At 48.2% G+C, this 16,766-nt stretch carries 12 protein-coding genes and 1 pseudogene; 7 read left to right on the top strand and 6 right to left on the bottom strand.

The features are described 5' to 3' along the window. Positions 1–136: 136 nt before the first annotated feature. Together ldhA and hslJ are read left to right on the top strand one after the other, a co-directional pair. Positions 137–1,126 (top strand): D-lactate dehydrogenase, encoded by a 990-nt coding sequence (ldhA, locus tag EOS97_RS21095; RefSeq protein WP_000762206.1) that lies wholly within the window; start codon positions 137–139, stop codon positions 1,124–1,126. A 110-nt stretch (positions 1,127–1,236) separates the two neighbouring features. Next, a complete protein-coding gene (gene hslJ / locus EOS97_RS21090; protein ID WP_000725238.1) occupies positions 1,237–1,647 on the top strand; it encodes a heat shock protein HslJ in 411 nt (136 codons plus the stop codon). A gap of 43 nt (positions 1,648–1,690) precedes the next feature. Here hslJ and EOS97_RS21085 read toward each other — a convergent pair whose 3' ends face one another. After that, positions 1,691–1,957, bottom strand: a complete 267-nt coding sequence (locus tag EOS97_RS21085; RefSeq protein ID WP_001200679.1) for a DUF333 domain-containing protein — start codon at positions 1,955–1,957, stop codon at positions 1,691–1,693. Here EOS97_RS21085 and EOS97_RS21080 point away from each other — a divergent pair. The 3 genes from EOS97_RS21080 (at position 1,861) to uspF (ending at position 6,673) form a co-directional block, all read left to right on the top strand. Then, positions 1,861–2,172: a hypothetical protein gene (locus EOS97_RS21080; protein WP_031606601.1), complete on the top strand. Its 312-nt coding sequence runs from the start codon at positions 1,861–1,863 to the stop codon at positions 2,170–2,172. The genes EOS97_RS21085 and EOS97_RS21080 overlap by 97 nt on opposite strands. Before the next feature lie 60 nt (positions 2,173–2,232). Beyond that, positions 2,233–5,757: a pyruvate:ferredoxin (flavodoxin) oxidoreductase gene (nifJ, locus tag EOS97_RS21075; protein WP_001193230.1), complete on the top strand. Its 3,525-nt coding sequence runs from the start codon at positions 2,233–2,235 to the stop codon at positions 5,755–5,757. A 481-nt stretch (positions 5,758–6,238) separates the two neighbouring features. Further along, positions 6,239–6,673: a universal stress protein UspF gene (gene uspF / locus EOS97_RS21070; RefSeq protein WP_001082296.1), complete on the top strand. Its 435-nt coding sequence runs from the start codon at positions 6,239–6,241 to the stop codon at positions 6,671–6,673. A gap of 52 nt (positions 6,674–6,725) precedes the next feature. On the opposite strand, the gene EOS97_RS21065 is transcribed toward uspF, so the two are convergent. Together EOS97_RS21065 and EOS97_RS21055 are read right to left on the bottom strand one after the other, a co-directional pair. Next, entirely contained in the window at positions 6,726–7,064 is a 339-nt protein-coding gene (locus tag EOS97_RS21065; RefSeq protein WP_000159242.1) for an SMR family transporter, read from the bottom strand. A gap of 274 nt (positions 7,065–7,338) precedes the next feature. Next, complete coding sequence (locus EOS97_RS21055) at positions 7,339–10,761, bottom strand: DUF4765 family protein (RefSeq protein ID WP_001223406.1); 3,423 nt, start codon at positions 10,759–10,761, stop codon at positions 7,339–7,341. A gap of 429 nt (positions 10,762–11,190) precedes the next feature. Between EOS97_RS21055 and EOS97_RS21050 the strand changes: the two are divergent. Then, a pseudogene (locus tag EOS97_RS21050) lies at positions 11,191–11,343 on the top strand (tyrosine-type recombinase/integrase); the annotation flags it as partial. A gap of 94 nt (positions 11,344–11,437) precedes the next feature. Further along, positions 11,438–12,373, top strand: coding sequence for a tRNA 2-thiocytidine(32) synthetase TtcA (ttcA, locus tag EOS97_RS21045; protein WP_001156208.1), 936 nt, complete (start codon positions 11,438–11,440; stop codon positions 12,371–12,373). 43 nt (positions 12,374–12,416) lie between these two features. Here ttcA and dbpA read toward each other — a convergent pair whose 3' ends face one another. From dbpA to EOS97_RS21025, 3 genes are all read right to left on the bottom strand, one after another. Then, positions 12,417–13,790, bottom strand: a complete 1,374-nt coding sequence (gene dbpA / locus EOS97_RS21040; protein ID WP_000123681.1) for an ATP-dependent RNA helicase DbpA — start codon at positions 13,788–13,790, stop codon at positions 12,417–12,419. Between the two features lie 486 nt (positions 13,791–14,276). Continuing rightward, the gene (gene zntB, locus EOS97_RS21030; RefSeq protein WP_000387373.1) at positions 14,277–15,260 is read right to left on the bottom strand and encodes a zinc transporter ZntB; all 984 of its coding nucleotides are present in this window, start codon (positions 15,258–15,260) and stop codon (positions 14,277–14,279) included. 145 nt (positions 15,261–15,405) lie between these two features. Further along, the gene (locus EOS97_RS21025) at positions 15,406–16,560 is read right to left on the bottom strand and encodes a methyl-accepting chemotaxis protein (RefSeq protein WP_000945609.1); all 1,155 of its coding nucleotides are present in this window, start codon (positions 16,558–16,560) and stop codon (positions 15,406–15,408) included. Between the last annotated feature and the right edge of the window lie 206 nt (positions 16,561–16,766).

The raw sequence follows: 16,766 nt of genomic DNA, 5'->3' as shown, positions 1-16,766 counted from the left end.
TCCGGCTATTTGAGGCGTTGTGGAGAATGATAACCTAAAATTATTCATTATATGTATGACTATCAATTATTTTTGATTTTTTGTAAGATAATTTTATGCATATTTGTGTGATTCAAACATCACTGGAGAAGGTCATATGAAACTCGCCGTCTATAGTACCAAACAGTATGACAAGAAATATCTACAGCAAGTGAACGAAGCGTTCGGTTTCGAACTGGAGTTTTTTGATTTTCTGCTGACCGAGAAAACGGCGAAAACCGCCAATGGATGTGAAGCAGTTTGTATCTTCGTGAATGACGACGGGAGCCGACCGGTACTGGAAGAGCTGAAAAAACATGGCGTGAAATACATCGCGCTGCGTTGCGCCGGATTTAATAATGTCGACCTGGATGCCGCTAAAGAGCTCGGTTTGCAGGTGGTGCGCGTACCGGCTTATTCTCCGGAAGCCGTCGCTGAACATGCGATTGGCATGATGATGACATTGAACCGCCGTATTCACCGCGCTTATCAACGCACCCGCGACGCTAACTTTTCCCTTGAGGGACTGACCGGCTTTACCATGCACGGAAAAACCGCTGGCGTCATTGGTACCGGTAAAATCGGCGTCGCCGCGCTGCGTATCCTGAAAGGCTTCGGAATGCGTTTACTGGCGTTTGATCCCTATCCCAGCACCGCCGCGCTTGACCTCGGCGTCGAGTATGTGGATCTGCAAACGTTGTTTGCCGAATCGGATGTCATTTCTCTGCACTGCCCGCTCACGCCGGAAAACTACCATTTACTGAACCATGCGGCATTCGACCAAATGAAAAATGGCGTTATGGTCATTAATACCAGTCGTGGCGCGCTGATTGATTCCCAGGCGGCTATCGAAGCTCTGAAGAATCAGAAAATCGGCTCGCTGGGGATGGATGTGTATGAAAACGAACGCGACCTGTTCTTTGAAGATAAGTCAAACGATGTTATCCAGGATGATGTTTTCCGCCGTCTGTCGGCCTGCCATAACGTACTGTTTACGGGGCACCAGGCATTCCTGACCGCAGAAGCGCTGATCAGCATCTCTGAAACCACGTTACAAAACTTAAGCCAGCTTGAGAAGGGCGAAGCCTGCCCGAACGCGCTGTTCTAATCCTGTCGCTCCCCTGCGCTCAGGGGAGCATTTTCGGATAACCCCTGAAGATCTATCCGGTCATATCATTACTATAGTCAGTGTTAACTATCAGATTACAGAGAATATCAATGAAGAAAATCGTCACGCTGGTCGCCCTGAGCATCATAATCACAGGGTGCGTGAGCAGTGGAAAAGTGTCCGTCAAACGCGAGCAACTGGAGCACCACCGCTTTGTTCTGGAAAGCGTAAACGGTAAAACGGTCACCGGCCCGGAGCTCAGCTTTGGCGAGGACATGACGGTATCCGGCAAAATGTGCAATCAATTCACCGGCGAAGGAAAACTGTCGGACGGCGAATTAAAAGTGAAAAATTTAGCGATGACCCGAATGATGTGCGCCGATCCGCAGCTTAATGCGCTGGACGGCACCCTCAGCGAGCTCTTCAGCAAAGGCGCGCAGGTCGATTTAACCGCGAACCAATTAACGCTGGCGACGGCAGAAACAACGCTAATGTATAAACTGGCGGATTTAGCGCACTAAGCCATTAAGTGAAAAGTTATACGCGTCAGGCGAAACGCCGCGCTTAATAACTCCCGCAATTTCCGGCAGCAAGCGACTGTTCGCTACAACGTTTGCCGTTGGGTAGCGCGCACATACCAATTACTGAACCATCAAGCTGCCGGGCCGCTGAAAGCGAACCGCCAATCATAGCGCAATTCGCTTCGCCGGCGCTGGACATCGCCGCTTTCATCCCTGGCGAAACATGCGCCGCAGTTGCCTGCTGAACAGGCTCGCTACTGCAAGCCGACAATAATAACGCGGCACATCCCACCCAAAACGCTGCGCGCATTTCTCTCCCCTCTGTTTATTCATCCAAACGACACCGCCCTAAATAATAGGCAGCAGAAACTGACGCGTCGAGAGGCAAAGCGCGCATTTATGCGCTTCATTAACATTTATTGGCAATTTTTTACGTCTTTTCGGCAAGAAATCGCCATTCTCCTCCCGCCAGGGACACAAAAGCGAAAATGGGGCTTGAAGGGCTTTGCTAAAATAAAAGGATAACTACAGGATGCGCTCACGATTATGCGTGTCCCTCTTTTTTGCGCAATGTAAGGGTGTCATATGCAAACAATTGACGGTAATGGCGCGGTAGCGTCGGTGGCGTTCCGTACCAGCGAGGTTATCGCCATTTACCCGATTACGCCCAGTTCAACAATGGCTGAACAAGCGGATGCCTGGGCCGGTAATGGGCTTAAAAATGTCTGGGGCGATACGCCGCGTGTGGTAGAGATGCAGTCGGAAGGCGGCGCGATCGCCGCCGTTCACGGTGCGCTACAAACCGGTTCGCTTTCTACGTCATTTACATCATCGCAGGGACTGCTGCTGATGATTCCAACGCTGTATAAACTGGCGGGGCAGCTCATGCCGTTTGTACTGCACGTTGCCGCGCGCACCGTCGCCACACACGCGCTTTCTATTTTTGGCGACCATTCCGATGTGATGGCGGTCCGCCAGACAGGCTGCGCGATGTTATGCGCCGCCAGCGTTCAGGAAGCGCAGGATTTTGCGCTGATCGCGCACAGAGCTACGCTGAAAAGCCGCGTTCCGTTTATTCATTTTTTTGATGGCTTCCGTACATCGCATGAAATCAACAAAATTATACCGCTAACGGATGAAACCATTCTGAACCTGATGCCGCAGGCGGAGATCGACGCTCACCGCGCCCGCGCGCTGAATCCGGAACATCCGGTGATTCGTGGAACTTCAGCGAATCCGGATACCTACTTCCAGTCTCGCGAAGCGACCAACCCGTGGTACAACGCCGTTTATGATCATGTTGAAGAGGCGATGAAGGCATTTGGCGACGCTACGGGCCGTCAGTACCAGCCATTTGAATATTATGGCCATCCCCAGGCTGAACGCGTCATCATAATGATGGGCTCCGCCCTCGGCACCTGCGAAGAGGTCGTGGACGAGCTACTGATACGCGGAGAAAAGGTCGGCGTTCTGAAAGTCCGTCTGTTCCGCCCCTTCTCCGCCAAACATTTGTTACAGGCATTACCGGAAACCGTTCGCGCTATCGCCGTGCTGGATCGCACCAAAGAGCCTGGCGCGCAGGCCGAGCCGCTTTATCTGGACGTGATGACCGCACTGGCGGAAGCCTTTAATAATGGCGAGCGCGAAACGTTGCCGCGCACCATTGGCGGCCGTTATGGACTATCATCCAAAGAGTTCGGCCCGGCGTGTGTACTGGCGGTCTTTAATGAACTCAGCCGTGCGAAACCCAAGCCACGGTTTACGGTGGGCATTTATGATGACGTTACTAACCTCTCGCTGCCATTACCGGAAAATACCCTGCCCGGCAGCGCTAAACTTGAAGCGTTATTTTACGGTCTGGGAAGCGACGGCAGCGTATCCGCCACGAAAAATAATATTAAAATTATCGGTAATTCTACGCCGTGGTATGCGCAAGGTTATTTCGTTTATGACTCTAAAAAAGCTGGCGGGCTCACGGTATCGCACCTGCGCGTCAGCGAAAAACCCATTCGTTCCGCTTACTTAATTGCTCAGGCGGATTTTGTCGGCTGCCATCAATTACAGTTTATCGATAAATATCAGATGGCGGAGCGTCTAAAGCCCGGCGGTATCTTTCTGCTTAATACGCCGTACAGCGCCGACGAGGTCTGGTCGCGTCTGCCGCAAGAAGTTCAGGCGGTGTTGAATCAGAAAAAGGCGCGTTTTTACGTGGTTAACGCGGCGAAAATCGCCCGCGAATGTGGACTTGGCGCCCGCATCAATACCGTCATGCAAATGGCTTTCTTTCACCTGACGCATATTCTTCCGGGCGATAGCGCCCTGGTTGAGCTGCAGGGCGCGATTGCCAAAAGCTATAGCAGCAAAGGTCAGGATCTGGTTGAGCGTAACTGGCAGGCATTGGCTCTGGCGCAGGAATCGCTGGCGGAAGTGCCGTTGCAGGCGGTTAATCCGCACAGCGCGCATCGCCCGCCGGTCGTCTCCGACGCCGCGCCGGATTTCGTGAAAACCGTTACCGCCGCCATGTTGGCGGGCCTCGGCGACGCACTGCCTGTTTCCGCCCTGCCGCCGGACGGAACATGGCCGATGGGCACCACCCGCTGGGAAAAGCGCAATATCGCCGAAGAGATTCCTGTCTGGAAAGAGGAACTGTGTACACAATGTAATCACTGCGTCGCCGCCTGCCCTCACTCGGCAATTCGTGCGAAAGTCGTTTCCCCGCAGGCGATGGAGAACGCGCCAGCCAGTCTGCATTCGCTGGACGTGAAGTCCCGCGATATGCGCGGCCAGAAATATGTGCTGCAGGTCGCTCCGGAAGACTGTACTGGCTGTAATTTATGCGTAGAGGTCTGCCCGGCTAAAGATCGGCAAAATCCACAGATCAAGGCGATTAACATGATGTCGCGCCTTGAACATGTGGAAGAAGAGAAAGTGAATTATGACTTTTTCCTCGACTTACCGGAAATCGATCGCAGCAAACTGGAACGAATTGATATCCGCACATCGCAGCTTATTACGCCGCTGTTTGAATATTCCGGCGCCTGTTCCGGCTGCGGTGAAACGCCGTATATTAAACTGCTGACTCAGTTATATGGCGACAGAATGTTAATCGCTAACGCCACGGGGTGTTCCTCTATTTACGGCGGTAATTTACCCTCAACGCCTTATACCACCGATGCCAACGGACGCGGCCCGGCATGGGCGAATTCGTTATTTGAAGATAACGCGGAATTTGGCCTCGGTTTCCGTCTGAGCGTGGATCAGCACCGGGCGCGCGTCATGCGTTTACTGGCGCAATTCGCCGATCGCATTCCGGCGGAATTAAACGATGCGCTGCATGCCGAAGCAACGCCTGACGTTCGGCGTGAGCAGGTCGCCACATTACGCCAACATCTGAAATCGGTTGCGGGCGCAGAGGAACTGTTAAAGGATGCTGATGCGCTGGTAGAAAAATCAATCTGGCTGATTGGCGGCGATGGTTGGGCATACGACATCGGCTTTGGCGGTTTAGACCATGTGTTAAGCCTGACGGAGAATGTCAATATTCTGGTTCTGGATACGCAGTGTTACTCCAATACTGGCGGCCAGGCGTCGAAGGCGACGCCGCTTGGCGCGGTCACCAAGTTTGGCGAACATGGCAAGCGTAAAGCCCGTAAAGATCTTGGCGTCAGCATGATGATGTATGGTCATGTTTATGTCGCGCAAATTTCGCTGGGCGCGCAGTTAAACCAGACGGTGAAAGCCATCCAGGAGGCCGAAGCCTGGCCAGGGCCGTCGCTGATCATTGCCTATAGCCCCTGTGAGGAACATGGCTACGATCTGGCGCTAAGCCATGACCAGATGCGCCAGTTAACGGCGACCGGTTTCTGGCCGTTATACCGCTTTGATCCCCGCCGTGCGGATGAAGGCAAGCCGCCGCTGGCGCTGGACTCTCGGCCACCGTCTGATGCCCTGGCGGAAACGTTGCTTAATGAACAGCGTTTCCGTCGCCTGAATGCGCAACAGCCTGAAGTAGCTGAACAATTATGGCGAGATGCCGCATTGGATTTGCAAAAACGCTATGACTTTCTTGCCTTGCTGGCAGGAAAAGCGGAAAAACCCGGCGCAGATTAAAAAATATTCTAAGGATTAGCCTGGAAACAAAAAAAGCCCGAACATCCGTTCGGGCTTGTCAATTTATACGCTGGAAAGCAAAGGTTAACGCAATGGCCCAGCGACAAAATGAATATGTGACAATAAAGGCATATAACAGGCGTAGAATATCGTAACCGAATGATATTGTATAATTTTTATTTCGTATAATACTCCCAAAAGCATTCGTATAAATTATATCTATTTCACTGCGAATTATTTCATTAATTATTGAATTAAACGGTAACATCTCTTTTTAGGTCTTTCCTGACAAGGCAGAAATAACGTTTTAACGTCAACTCGCTGATTATTTACGGGGAATGCGCTTAATATTACGCCGTCCTCCCCTGTTGGTAGTCCCCGCAGAGTATCGTGGAGCAGCACCTAAAATGTGACGTATGTCATTGTACATAAAGTGCCTTTAGGGAGTAGAATTTCAGTGGATACTTAAACAGGAGGTTTTATGAACAGAACGATTCTTGTACCCATCGATATTTCAGATTCAGAATTAACTCAACGCGTGATTTCACATGTTGAAGCCGAAGCAAAGATTGACGACGCTAAAGTGCACTTTTTGACTGTAATCCCGTCTTTGCCCTATTACGCTTCACTGGGACTGGCTTATTCAGCAGAGCTCCCCGCAATGGACGATTTGAAAGCCGAAGCCAAATCTCAACTGGAAGCGATTATCAAGAAATTCAACCTTCCCGCGGACCGCGTGCAGGCGCACGTTGCAGAAGGCTCTCCTAAAGATAAGATTCTGGAAATGGCAAAAAAATTACCGGCCGATATGGTGATTATCGCCTCGCATCGTCCGGATATTACTACCTATCTGTTGGGTTCCAACGCCGCAGCCGTTGTGCGTCATGCGGAATGCTCCGTACTGGTGGTGCGCTAAATACCCGAGCCCGCATAAGAGAGTGCGGGCTCAAATCAACCATCATCATCGCCTAGTGACTGACGCTTTTTGAAAACAGATTGATTACGATTACGCCGCAGATGATAAGCAACATGCCAATAATAGCCGGCACATCCAGTTTTTGGCCAAGAAACAACCATCCTATCAATCCAATAAGAACAATCCCTACCCCAGACCAAATGGCATAAATGATACCAGCAGGGATGGTTCGCATTGGGATGGTAAGGCACCAGAACGCGATACAATATCCGATGATGGTAACGAGGCTCGGTACCAGACGCGTAAAACTATCCGATAATTTTAATGAGATCGTGGCGATAACTTCTACCACGATGGCGATAAATAGAAAGATTACAGCTTCTTTAGTCATACATCTCTTCGTTCCGATATTTTTCGGGTCGTGGTGACATCTTAATTAATACGGATGACAGAATAAAGACGCTTTTGACCCGTTGCGTATCTCGCCATAACATACTTCAGGTTGCATGTGCTGCGGCTGCGTTCCCTTACCCCAGTCACTTACTTGAGTAAGCTCCTGGGGATCCGCTCGCTTGCCGCCTTCCTGCAAGTCGAATTATTTAAAGTATAAAAGCAATCTTTCATACACAAGAGATAAAAACAATAAACTTGTTCAGGATTTATGATTACTTAGAAGCGTTTGCCTGCCCCGTATTTTCTGCTTTACCATATGTCCTGTCAATTATACCAACAGGGTCCACTGGTGTGTTTTTTGGCATAACCCAGCCGCTTTCGCTGACACTACCTCGTGTAAGATATCTGACTTTTACCTTAACGATAATAAGAAAATGCTCCCTGCTGAACCTGTCTGCAACACTAAGTTCCGTGGTATATTCAGGTACGATTCTTCCACTTCTAACCTGCTCTTTGGCTATTTCAGCAGAGACAGGCAATACCTCTACATCGCCCCCCTCAATACCGCCTGCTGTTTTAAAACTAACAATATTTTCAGCCTGCGGACCTATTGTACCTCGGCATAATACAACTTCGGTCTCCCCTGCTGCTACATCCCCACTCCGGTATTTCTTATAAATACTTTGTACATTTTCTTCTGATGTAGGGTATAAATCTTCTGACAGGGAGGCCAGTATATCTTCCAGTAAGGGGGAATCATCCGTTATATCCAGCAGTTCTTCATCATAACCCGCGTCTCCTTCTCTTAACTCTGAATAAGGCTTATCAATATGGCGAATAAGCCCCCCACCTTTCAGCCCTGACGCTTGATAAAATCTTCCATCAGAAGATCGGTAAAATGTCATGGCTGAATTTTTTCCGCTATCCGAATAGGTTGCCTGATACGTTTCTGAATTTGGTTCTTTAGTTAAAACGAGCTCTCTGTCGCCATATTTTATCGTATTAGGCGCTTCCGATGACAGCGGTGGATATGAGGCCTGTTTTCTGTAAAAGCCTTCTCCTGACGGTTTGTAATAACCATACGTTTCTTTATCAAAACCGGTAGCGCGATAGAGCCCATCGTTTCCCGCTGGACCTAACTCAAGAACTTTCTGATTAGTTTTTTGATAAATAAAATCTGTATTTTCTATTGACTCTATAATTTTATAATTACTCCCCTTTTGAATCGGCGCTCGTACTACACCTCTTTGTATTTTATTTTCAACAAATCGGAGGCCCGTATACTTTGCATTTGCCGCTCTTTCTGTGAACTTCGCTCCAGCAACAGGAACAGCCTCCATACCGATACGAATAATATCCTGTACGTAACCGCATACATCCGCAGAGTTTTCCACAACAGCCCGGTTAAGAATACTGCTGGTACCAGCCAGAGCGTTAAAACCAGGGATAAGCCCCATTACAATATTCCAGACCGTTCCTAAGAGGTGAAGTCCTGCTCTTGCAGCCGGACTTAATGAGGAAGTTGTGCGATGATGTATAGTATCATCAAGATCAAAACTCAGCTCAATTAATCCTCCCAACCCCTCCTGAATAATCTTATTAAATGCATAAACGAATTCTTGCCCGCCATTCATGGAGGAAAGCTTCTCCTTGAACGATTCGAGAGCCTGAACCTGTCTCTCATGTTGTTCTTCTAATGTCAGCCAACTGCTTTGCGCAATATCACTGATCTCGTGAATAAGCCCAACAACGGCCTCTTGCACCATTTTGTTGATGTCCATTAGTCCTAAGATATCACACTCCTGCATATGTTCCTTCATATGAGTCTCTGCTCGATAATATTTCTCCGCCCAGTTTAGCTGTTTATTGATCGCAGCTTTCATTAACAATATTAAAGGATCGTTACTTTTGGGAAGTGTTGATTTAACACCTTTGGTAAATTTATTATTAACCACAATTTTTCTTGCTATTGTGTCTATTTTTTCATCATTAATTGGCCCCGTTATATTTGCACACCAAAAAATAATATTACGCATAATAATAAAATTATTTTTTATGCCTTCAGGGCTAAGCAATACTCTATCACCACCATTGCTGGATAAATGGTGTATCACTAATTGAATCAGCTTAAAAAGATGATTCATCCTTTTTTTATTAAAAGCGCTCTTTCCTCTTTCCTGTCTATTGAAAGATACTATTTCTAATGCTGTAATAATAGCATCCTTACCATAGAAAACGTCAAAGCTTGAACCAGAAATAGCAGGAAACTTTTCATACAGGACTTTCGCATAGTGGCTTTCCCTTGTCCATAAAGGCCTGTCTATCATGAGTGGTTCAGGCTCAGTACTGAAATGCATAGGATGAACCAGCATATCACGCGCCATTAGCTCATATATTTTATATTGATGTTGAATATTTTCTCTTACAAAAGATAGAACAGAAATGAAACTTCCCTCACCGAGAACAATGAGACGATCACTTAAATGAACTAAAAGACCTTTGAACATATATTCAGCGGCAATAGCTCTCCCATCATGCGTCCACTGCCCAGTTTGAGAAAACGCAAGTAATTCATGATAGCCTCTTTTATAACTATTTGCCTCTTGTTCTTTTACCAGTAGTTTGAGTATTGAGATAAGGCGTCCTCCCGCCATAGATGTAAAGTGTTCAAATAGGCCATCTAACACCTTACCTGCCAGGTTAGGCTCCGTAGTTGGGGCAGGATGATCCTCCGGGAGAGCCCTTTCATATCTCTGTAATTCTTTAACGGGTAAAAAATTATTCTCACCTTCTGAATTACCATTTTTTATCCTATAATCACCAGATGTTACTGCTAATCTTGATGATAATAACAAACCAGTTACTGCAATGTTTTTAATACTCCTGTCCATTTTATGAATGGTTACTGGCTGAAGATGATTGCTGCTATGGGAAGATAAGAAAATTTGCCTTTGAATTTCCTTTCCCTCAGATATAATTTGCTCAGTACTTTTAGGTGGAACAGTTACGCTATCTACATTAAATAGCTCATGTTCACCACTCATCGTTACCTGAGAAAAACACGACGATGTATGTGCAATTGCAGCAGGATCAATCTCTTTATAAATAACATTGGCGTAAACGTTTGTAACTTCACCGTTTGCATTTAAATGATCGTGCAAAATATGTTTTAGAAATAGATCTAACAACAATTTTTCTGATGTGATTCCATTCACACAGTTGTGAAAGTCAGGGGGAATTGGATAGCCGTTTTGATCAAATGGAAGCGATAAATATCCTCGCCCCCCATCAATATTTTCGTAACTGTAATTTAGAGATATCTTTACCTCGCATTTATTGGTATCTACATCGTCATTGATACTGCGCTCTACTTTATAATTAACCAGCCTACGGAAGGTTGCGCTATTTGAATAATAAAAATCCAATGTTGACTTAATATCTTCATATATAATTTCATGTGTTGGCTCAAAGAAGAAGTCGTAAATATTTAATCTGTTCTTTTCTTCATCTTTGGCCATCTCATCCAGCTTAATATATTCTCCTGGTAAATTAGACACTTGCTCATGAAAGATATCGTCCTGATAAAGTCCATCCAACATTGAAAGGTACGGTATGGTATCCCAACTTCTGATAGCTTGTATCTGTACCGTCTGCTGTGATTCTCTGGTTGATATATCACTTACTGTTATACGCATTACGTTCTCCAGCCAGAATTATGGTATGCTTCATAAGGTGTAGATATCAGGTAGCAATTCTCATCGCAAATAATTTGTCTGAACTGTACATATGATACAGGCTATTTTTAATTCAATACGACCACCAGAATAAACAAGAAAATTTTAAATAGTATACGGTAAAATGATCTTACCCAACGATAATTAAACACTCTGCACTATCTCATTAGATAATAAAATACTGATACGTTATTTTATATCACCAATAAAAGAGCAAAAAGGGTGTGCCGAATATCATTTTACACCAGTCCCGGTTCACTCCACGAAACCACTTGAAACGTACCATCATCAGGACGCAGCAGCGCCTGAATTTCAGTTGAGCCCGTCACTTCTTAACGGACCTGGCTGCATGATGTATACAGTTGACAATATCCGAAGGTACTATCTCTATTAAAACGTGCTGGCATTCGTCGCCGTAATCCGTACCATACGCGACATACTTTTGCCTGCTGGCTGTTGACGGCAGGAGCGAACCCGGCATTTATCGCCAGCCAAATGGGGCATGAAACTGCGCAGATGGTGTATGAAATTTACGGTATGTAGATTGATGACATGAACGACGAACAAGTAGCGATGTTGAATGCGCGGTTATCGTAGTTGCAAAGTTCGCCCCATTTAGTACCAGAGAACTGAAATAATGCAAGAAATTCAAAAGAATACAAAAAAAGAGCAATACAACCTCAACAAGTTGCAAAAGCGCCTGCGCCGTAACGTTGGCGAAGCGATTGCCGATTTTAATATGATTGAAGAAGGCGATCGCATTATGGTTTGCCTTTCTGGCGGCAAAGATAGCTATACGATGCTGGAAATTTTACGTAATTTGCAGCAAAGCGCCCCGATCAATTTTTCACTGGTCGCCGTCAACCTCGATCAAAAGCAGCCAGGTTTCCCGGAACATATCCTGCCAGCCTACCTTGAGCAGCTGGGCGTAGAATATAAAATCGTCGAAGAAAACACCTACGGCATTGTGAAGGAGAAGATTCCGGAAGGAAAAACCACCTGCTCGCTGTGCTCGCGTTTGCGTCGGGGTATCCTGTATCGTACGGCGACTGAACTGGGCGCGACTAAAATCGCCCTGGGCCACCATCGCGACGATATTCTGCAAACCCTGTTTCTGAATATGTTCTATGGCGGAAAAATGAAAGGGATGCCGCCGAAGCTGATGAGCGATGACGGCAAACATATCGTGATCCGTCCGCTGGCTTACTGCCGCGAGAAAGATATTATCCGTTTTGCTGAGGCCAAAGCCTTCCCTATCATTCCTTGTAATCTGTGCGGTTCGCAACCCAACCTGCAACGCCAGGTGATTGCCGACATGCTACGCGACTGGGATAAGCGCTATCCTGGACGGATCGAGACGATGTTTAGCGCCATGCAGAATGTCGTGCCGTCTCACCTTTGTGACACTAACCTGTTCGATTTCAAAGGGATCACTCACGGTTCCGAGGTCGTCGACGGCGGCGATTTAGCGTTCGATCGTGAAGAGATTCCCTTGCAGCCCGCTGGCTGGCAGCCGGAAGAAGATGACACCGCCTTAGAGGCGTTGCGGCTTGATGTTATCGAAGTGAAATAATCTGCAGGCGTCTCAGCACTCCGCTGAGACGCCATACTATCGATCATTTTAATAGTCGTACCCGGCATGACTTGCCTTTGATCTTCCCGTTTTGCAACTGCTTCCAGGCTTTTTGCGCTACTGCTTGACGTACGGCGACGTAAACGTGCATGGGATGCACGTTAATTTTGCCGATATCCGTCCCGTCTAATCCAATATCGCCGGTCAGCGCGCCCAAAATATCTCCCGGACGCATTTTCGCTTTTTTGCCGCCGTCAATGCATAGGGTAGCCATCTCTGCGGCCAGAGGGAGTAACGACTGCCGGGCGGGCGCATTCAGCCAGTTCAGCTTGAGTTGCAGCATTTCTGAAAGAATATTCGCCCGCTGCGCCTCTTCCGGCGCGCAGAAACTGATCGCCAGGCCGCTGCTTCCCGCGCGCGCCGTACGGCCAATACGATGGACATGCACCTCCGGGTCCCAGGCCAGTTCATAGTTAACCACCAGTTCGAGCGATTTAATGTCTAACCCTCGCGCGGCAACGTCGGTGGCAACCAGAATGCGCGCGCTGCCATTTGCAAAACGCACCAACGTCTGGTCGCGGTCGCGTTGTTCCAGATCGCCGTGGAGCGCCAACGCGCTTTGTCCTACCGCATTAAGCGCATCACAAACGGCCTGACAATCTTTTTTGGTATTGCAAAACACCACGCAGGACGCTGGCTGATGCTGGCTAAGCAACGTTTGTAGCAGCGAAATTTTTTCATGCGCAGACGTTTCGAAGAACTGTTGTTCGATAGCCGGTAGCGCATCTACCGTATCGATTTCAATACGTATTGGCTGCTGCTGTACACGACCGCTAATCGCCGCAATGGCGTCAGGCCAGGTTGCTGAAAACAATAACGTCTGGCGCGTCGCAGGCGCAAAGCGGATCACCTCATCAATGGCGTCACTGAATCCCATGTCCAGCATTCGGTCTGCTTCATCCATTACCAGAATGTGCAGCGCATCCAGCGATACGGTTTCTTTTTGTAAATGATCCAGCAGGCGCCCCGGCGTCGCGACAATGATATGCGGAGCGTGCTGAAGCGAGTCGCGCTGTGCGCCAAAGGGTTGCCCGCCACACAAGGTCAGAATTTTGGTATTTGGCAGAAAACGGGCCAGGCGACGTAACTCTCCGGCAACCTGATCCGCCAGCTCCCGCGTCGGACAAAGCACTAACGCCTGTGTCTGGAACAAAGTGACGTCAATTCGATGCAAGAGCCCAAGACCAAACGCCGCCGTTTTGCCGCTACCGGTCCTGGCCTGCACACGCACATCATTTCCCGCCAGAATGACGGGTAATGCTGCGGCCTGAACAGGTGTCATCTCAAGATAGCCCAGCTCAGTAAGGTTATTGAGCTGGGCGGCGGGCAAAACATTCAGGGTTGAAAAAGCGGTCACAATTTACTCTCGCGGTAACGACTCATAGTCAGCAGGCGCGTATCCTCGCAGATCCGGGCGTTTGATGCGACATTTTAATCGGTTCTTCGTCCGGCGGCGGGTCGGGCATCGGCTGAGGACGGGGAAGCGGCTCAGGAATGGGAACAGGGTCAGTGGGAATCGGGTCCGACAAGGACGAGTGTAGATATAATAAGGTCAAAAGACAGCTCATATTACCCTCCAGAATGTCATTCAGACTCTTAAAGGGTAGACGCAGATAGTCTACAGGCAAAAAAAAGCCGACTAATCTAAGTCGGCGTCGTACGAATCAATTGTGCTATGCAGTAATTCAAAAAAGGAAGTAAGACAATATGGAGCGCAACGCCCATCGCTTGACGTTGCATTCACCTGCGAGAGAGATATTGCCCCGAATAGGTAGATGGTTTATTGACTTCGCTCAAATTTCTCGGCGTTTTTTCACCCGAAATGGTCTGAAAAGCGCTTTTGTTACAACCATTTACTGCGATGCAACCATAAAGTAACACCACCGATCAGGACAACTAACAGAATACAAAACAGAGAAAAGCCGAACCGCCATCCGCCGCCGGGAATACCGCCCAGGTTAACGCCAAATAACCCCGTTAAGAAGGTGCTGGGCAGAAAAACCATCGCCATAAGCGACATGGTATAAGTTCTGCGCGCCAGAGACTCCTGCATCACCTGGGCAATTTCATCCGCCATGATACCAGTACGCGCGATACAAGCGTCAATCTCATCCAACCCCCTTCCCAGCCTGTCGGCGATATCCTGCATTCTGCGCCGGTGATCGTCGCTCATCCACGGCAGCCGTTCACTCGCAAGCCGGGCATAGACGTCGCGCTGCGGCGCCATATAGCGGCGCATAACAATTAGCTGTTTACGTAGCAATGCGAGGAAACCGCGCGGTGGGATTTGCTGGTCGAGAAGATTATCTTCCAGATCGATAATTTTATCGTGTAGCTCTTCAATAAATTCACTGGCGTGATCGGTTAACGCATCGCACACATCCACTAACCAGCCGCCGCAATCTACGGGCCCGGTGCCCTCCTGCAAATCACTGACCACATCGTCCAGCGCCAGAACCTTTCGCTGACGGGTAGACACAATGAATCGCTCGTCCATATATAAACGCATTGCCACTAATTGATCCGGGCGTTCGTCAGTACTGCCATTAATACAGCGCAGCGTAATGAGCGTCCCTTCCCCCATACGACTTACGCGCGGGCGCGAGCTTTCACCAGCCAGCGCATCACGCACGTTATTGGGGAGTAAAGGCGTTGAAGCCAACCAGCGGGCGCTGTCCGGGTGGGTATAATTAAGATGTAGCCAACAGGGATGCTGACTATCGATCACATCATTATCTTCGAGCGGTTTTACTCCACCACGACCATCCAGTAGCCATGCGAAAACGGCATCCGGCACGTTCACATCCGATCCCTTAATGGCTTCCACAGCGCCTCCACGTTACAACTCTCATGCCGTTAGTCTAGCTTTCGGGAAAGGTTAAGCAATCTCTCATTTTCTCATTGCGCAAAAAGAATGACGGGAACGTGCGAAAAAAGCGCCTTAGCAACAGGCGCTTACCAAACATGTATTATCAGGCCTGGCCGCGCCTGGTGATGGTCGAAAGAGGTGATACATGAGAGCGCGACAGAACATGTTCACTGTAACCCGGCAGGCTTAAACGAAATTTGTCAGTTTTAGTCTGTAACTCGATCACCTGCGCCTTTAAAACATCCGAAGAAGCAGATAACGCTTCAACCATTAAAACATTGCTATGGGTTGCGCTTTCCAGATCGCTCAACGCCAGGGTTATCTGGTTAATGCCTTTTTCCTGCTCCCGCGTAGTGGTGGAAATTTCACTCATCAGCACGTTTAATTGCCCGGAGCCGCCAACAATCTCCCGCATATTTTTTTCAGCCTCCTGCACTATGGCGGCCCCCTGCCGCACATTGTCATGCGTAACGTCGATCAGCGCCTTGATACTTTTTGCCGCCTCGGCGCTACGATGCGCCAGATTACGCACTTCCCCGGCCACCACGGAGAAACCTTTTCCATGATCGCCCGCCCGCGCAGCCTCTACCGCCGCGTTAAGCGCCAGAATATTAGTCTGGAATGCGATACCGTCAATCAATGAAATAATCTCCGTCATCTGCGAGGCACAGTCGGTAATAGAACGCATATTTTCTGTAACCCGCACCATTAATTCACCGCCTTTACGGGCGCATTGGGTTGCACAATCCGCCTGTATGCTCGCCATTCGGGTATTATCCGCATTGTTTTTGGTACTCGCCGCCATTTCATCCATACTGGCGGCAGTTTGAATTAGCGAGGCCGACTGCTGTTCCGTCTTTACGGATAGCGACAGACTGCGCGCCGCCAGTTGTTCGGAAAGGGTCATTGCCGTTTGCGAAGAGGATCTGATTTCACGTACCAGCGCGGAAATATTCTCCGACAGGCTATTAATCCCGGGGATGAGTCGTCCGGCGCAATTATTGCCAAATTCGGAGATATGAATAGACAAATTTCCTGCTGCGACCTCTTCAATACTTTTCTTCACCGTATTAATCGGCACTACCAGATAGCAGGTCATATACCACCAAAGCAGTAATGCCGAGATCAGATAAATGATATTACACGTAATTAAAATAGGGAAATCGTGCAGAAAAGCTATTTGTAAAGTATCCACTAAAAGAAACGTACATACCATGAATAGAATAATGCATGTCCTGACGCTGATATTTCTCAACATTTTTGACGGCCTACAACCAGGATAGGAGACAGGTTTTATTTTTATAGCATTTCAGATATCTATTGCCATTCGTTTCTTTGACATTCTCCATATTCAATACCAGACCATCGCCATTTCCCTTAGTGCAACAGATAAAATCACCTATATTCGCTATGCCAGGATATTCATCCATCCATATTGACAAGTGATGTACTTATCACCATTTT

Origin of the sequence: Salmonella sp. SSDFZ54, assembly GCF_004010735.1 — a bacterium.
In the GTDB taxonomy this organism is placed as follows: Bacteria; Pseudomonadota; Gammaproteobacteria; order Enterobacterales; family Enterobacteriaceae; genus Salmonella; species Salmonella enterica.
Note: the sequence above shows the minus strand (reverse complement) of the source record. Positions and strands in the feature narration are given on the sequence as shown.

What these genes read in the sequence shown, in the direction of transcription:
- EOS97_RS21065 (WP_000159242.1), bottom strand. Translation starts at nt 7,064, where the DNA reads ATGACTAAAGAAGCTGTAATCTTTCTATTTATCGCCATCGTGGTAGAA.
- EOS97_RS21025 (WP_000945609.1), bottom strand. Translation starts at nt 16,560, where the DNA reads ATGTTGAGAAATATCAGCGTCAGGACATGCATTATTCTATTCATGGTA.
- nifJ (WP_001193230.1), top strand. Translation starts at nt 2,233, where the DNA reads ATGCAAACAATTGACGGTAATGGCGCGGTAGCGTCGGTGGCGTTCCGT.
- EOS97_RS21055 (WP_001223406.1), bottom strand. Translation starts at nt 10,761, where the DNA reads ATGCGTATAACAGTAAGTGATATATCAACCAGAGAATCACAGCAGACG.
- uspF (WP_001082296.1), top strand. Translation starts at nt 6,239, where the DNA reads ATGAACAGAACGATTCTTGTACCCATCGATATTTCAGATTCAGAATTA.
- EOS97_RS21085 (WP_001200679.1), bottom strand. Translation starts at nt 1,957, where the DNA reads ATGCGCGCAGCGTTTTGGGTGGGATGTGCCGCGTTATTATTGTCGGCT.
- ldhA (WP_000762206.1), top strand. Translation starts at nt 137, where the DNA reads ATGAAACTCGCCGTCTATAGTACCAAACAGTATGACAAGAAATATCTA.
- hslJ (WP_000725238.1), top strand. Translation starts at nt 1,237, where the DNA reads ATGAAGAAAATCGTCACGCTGGTCGCCCTGAGCATCATAATCACAGGG.
- ttcA (WP_001156208.1), top strand. Translation starts at nt 11,438, where the DNA reads ATGCAAGAAATTCAAAAGAATACAAAAAAAGAGCAATACAACCTCAAC.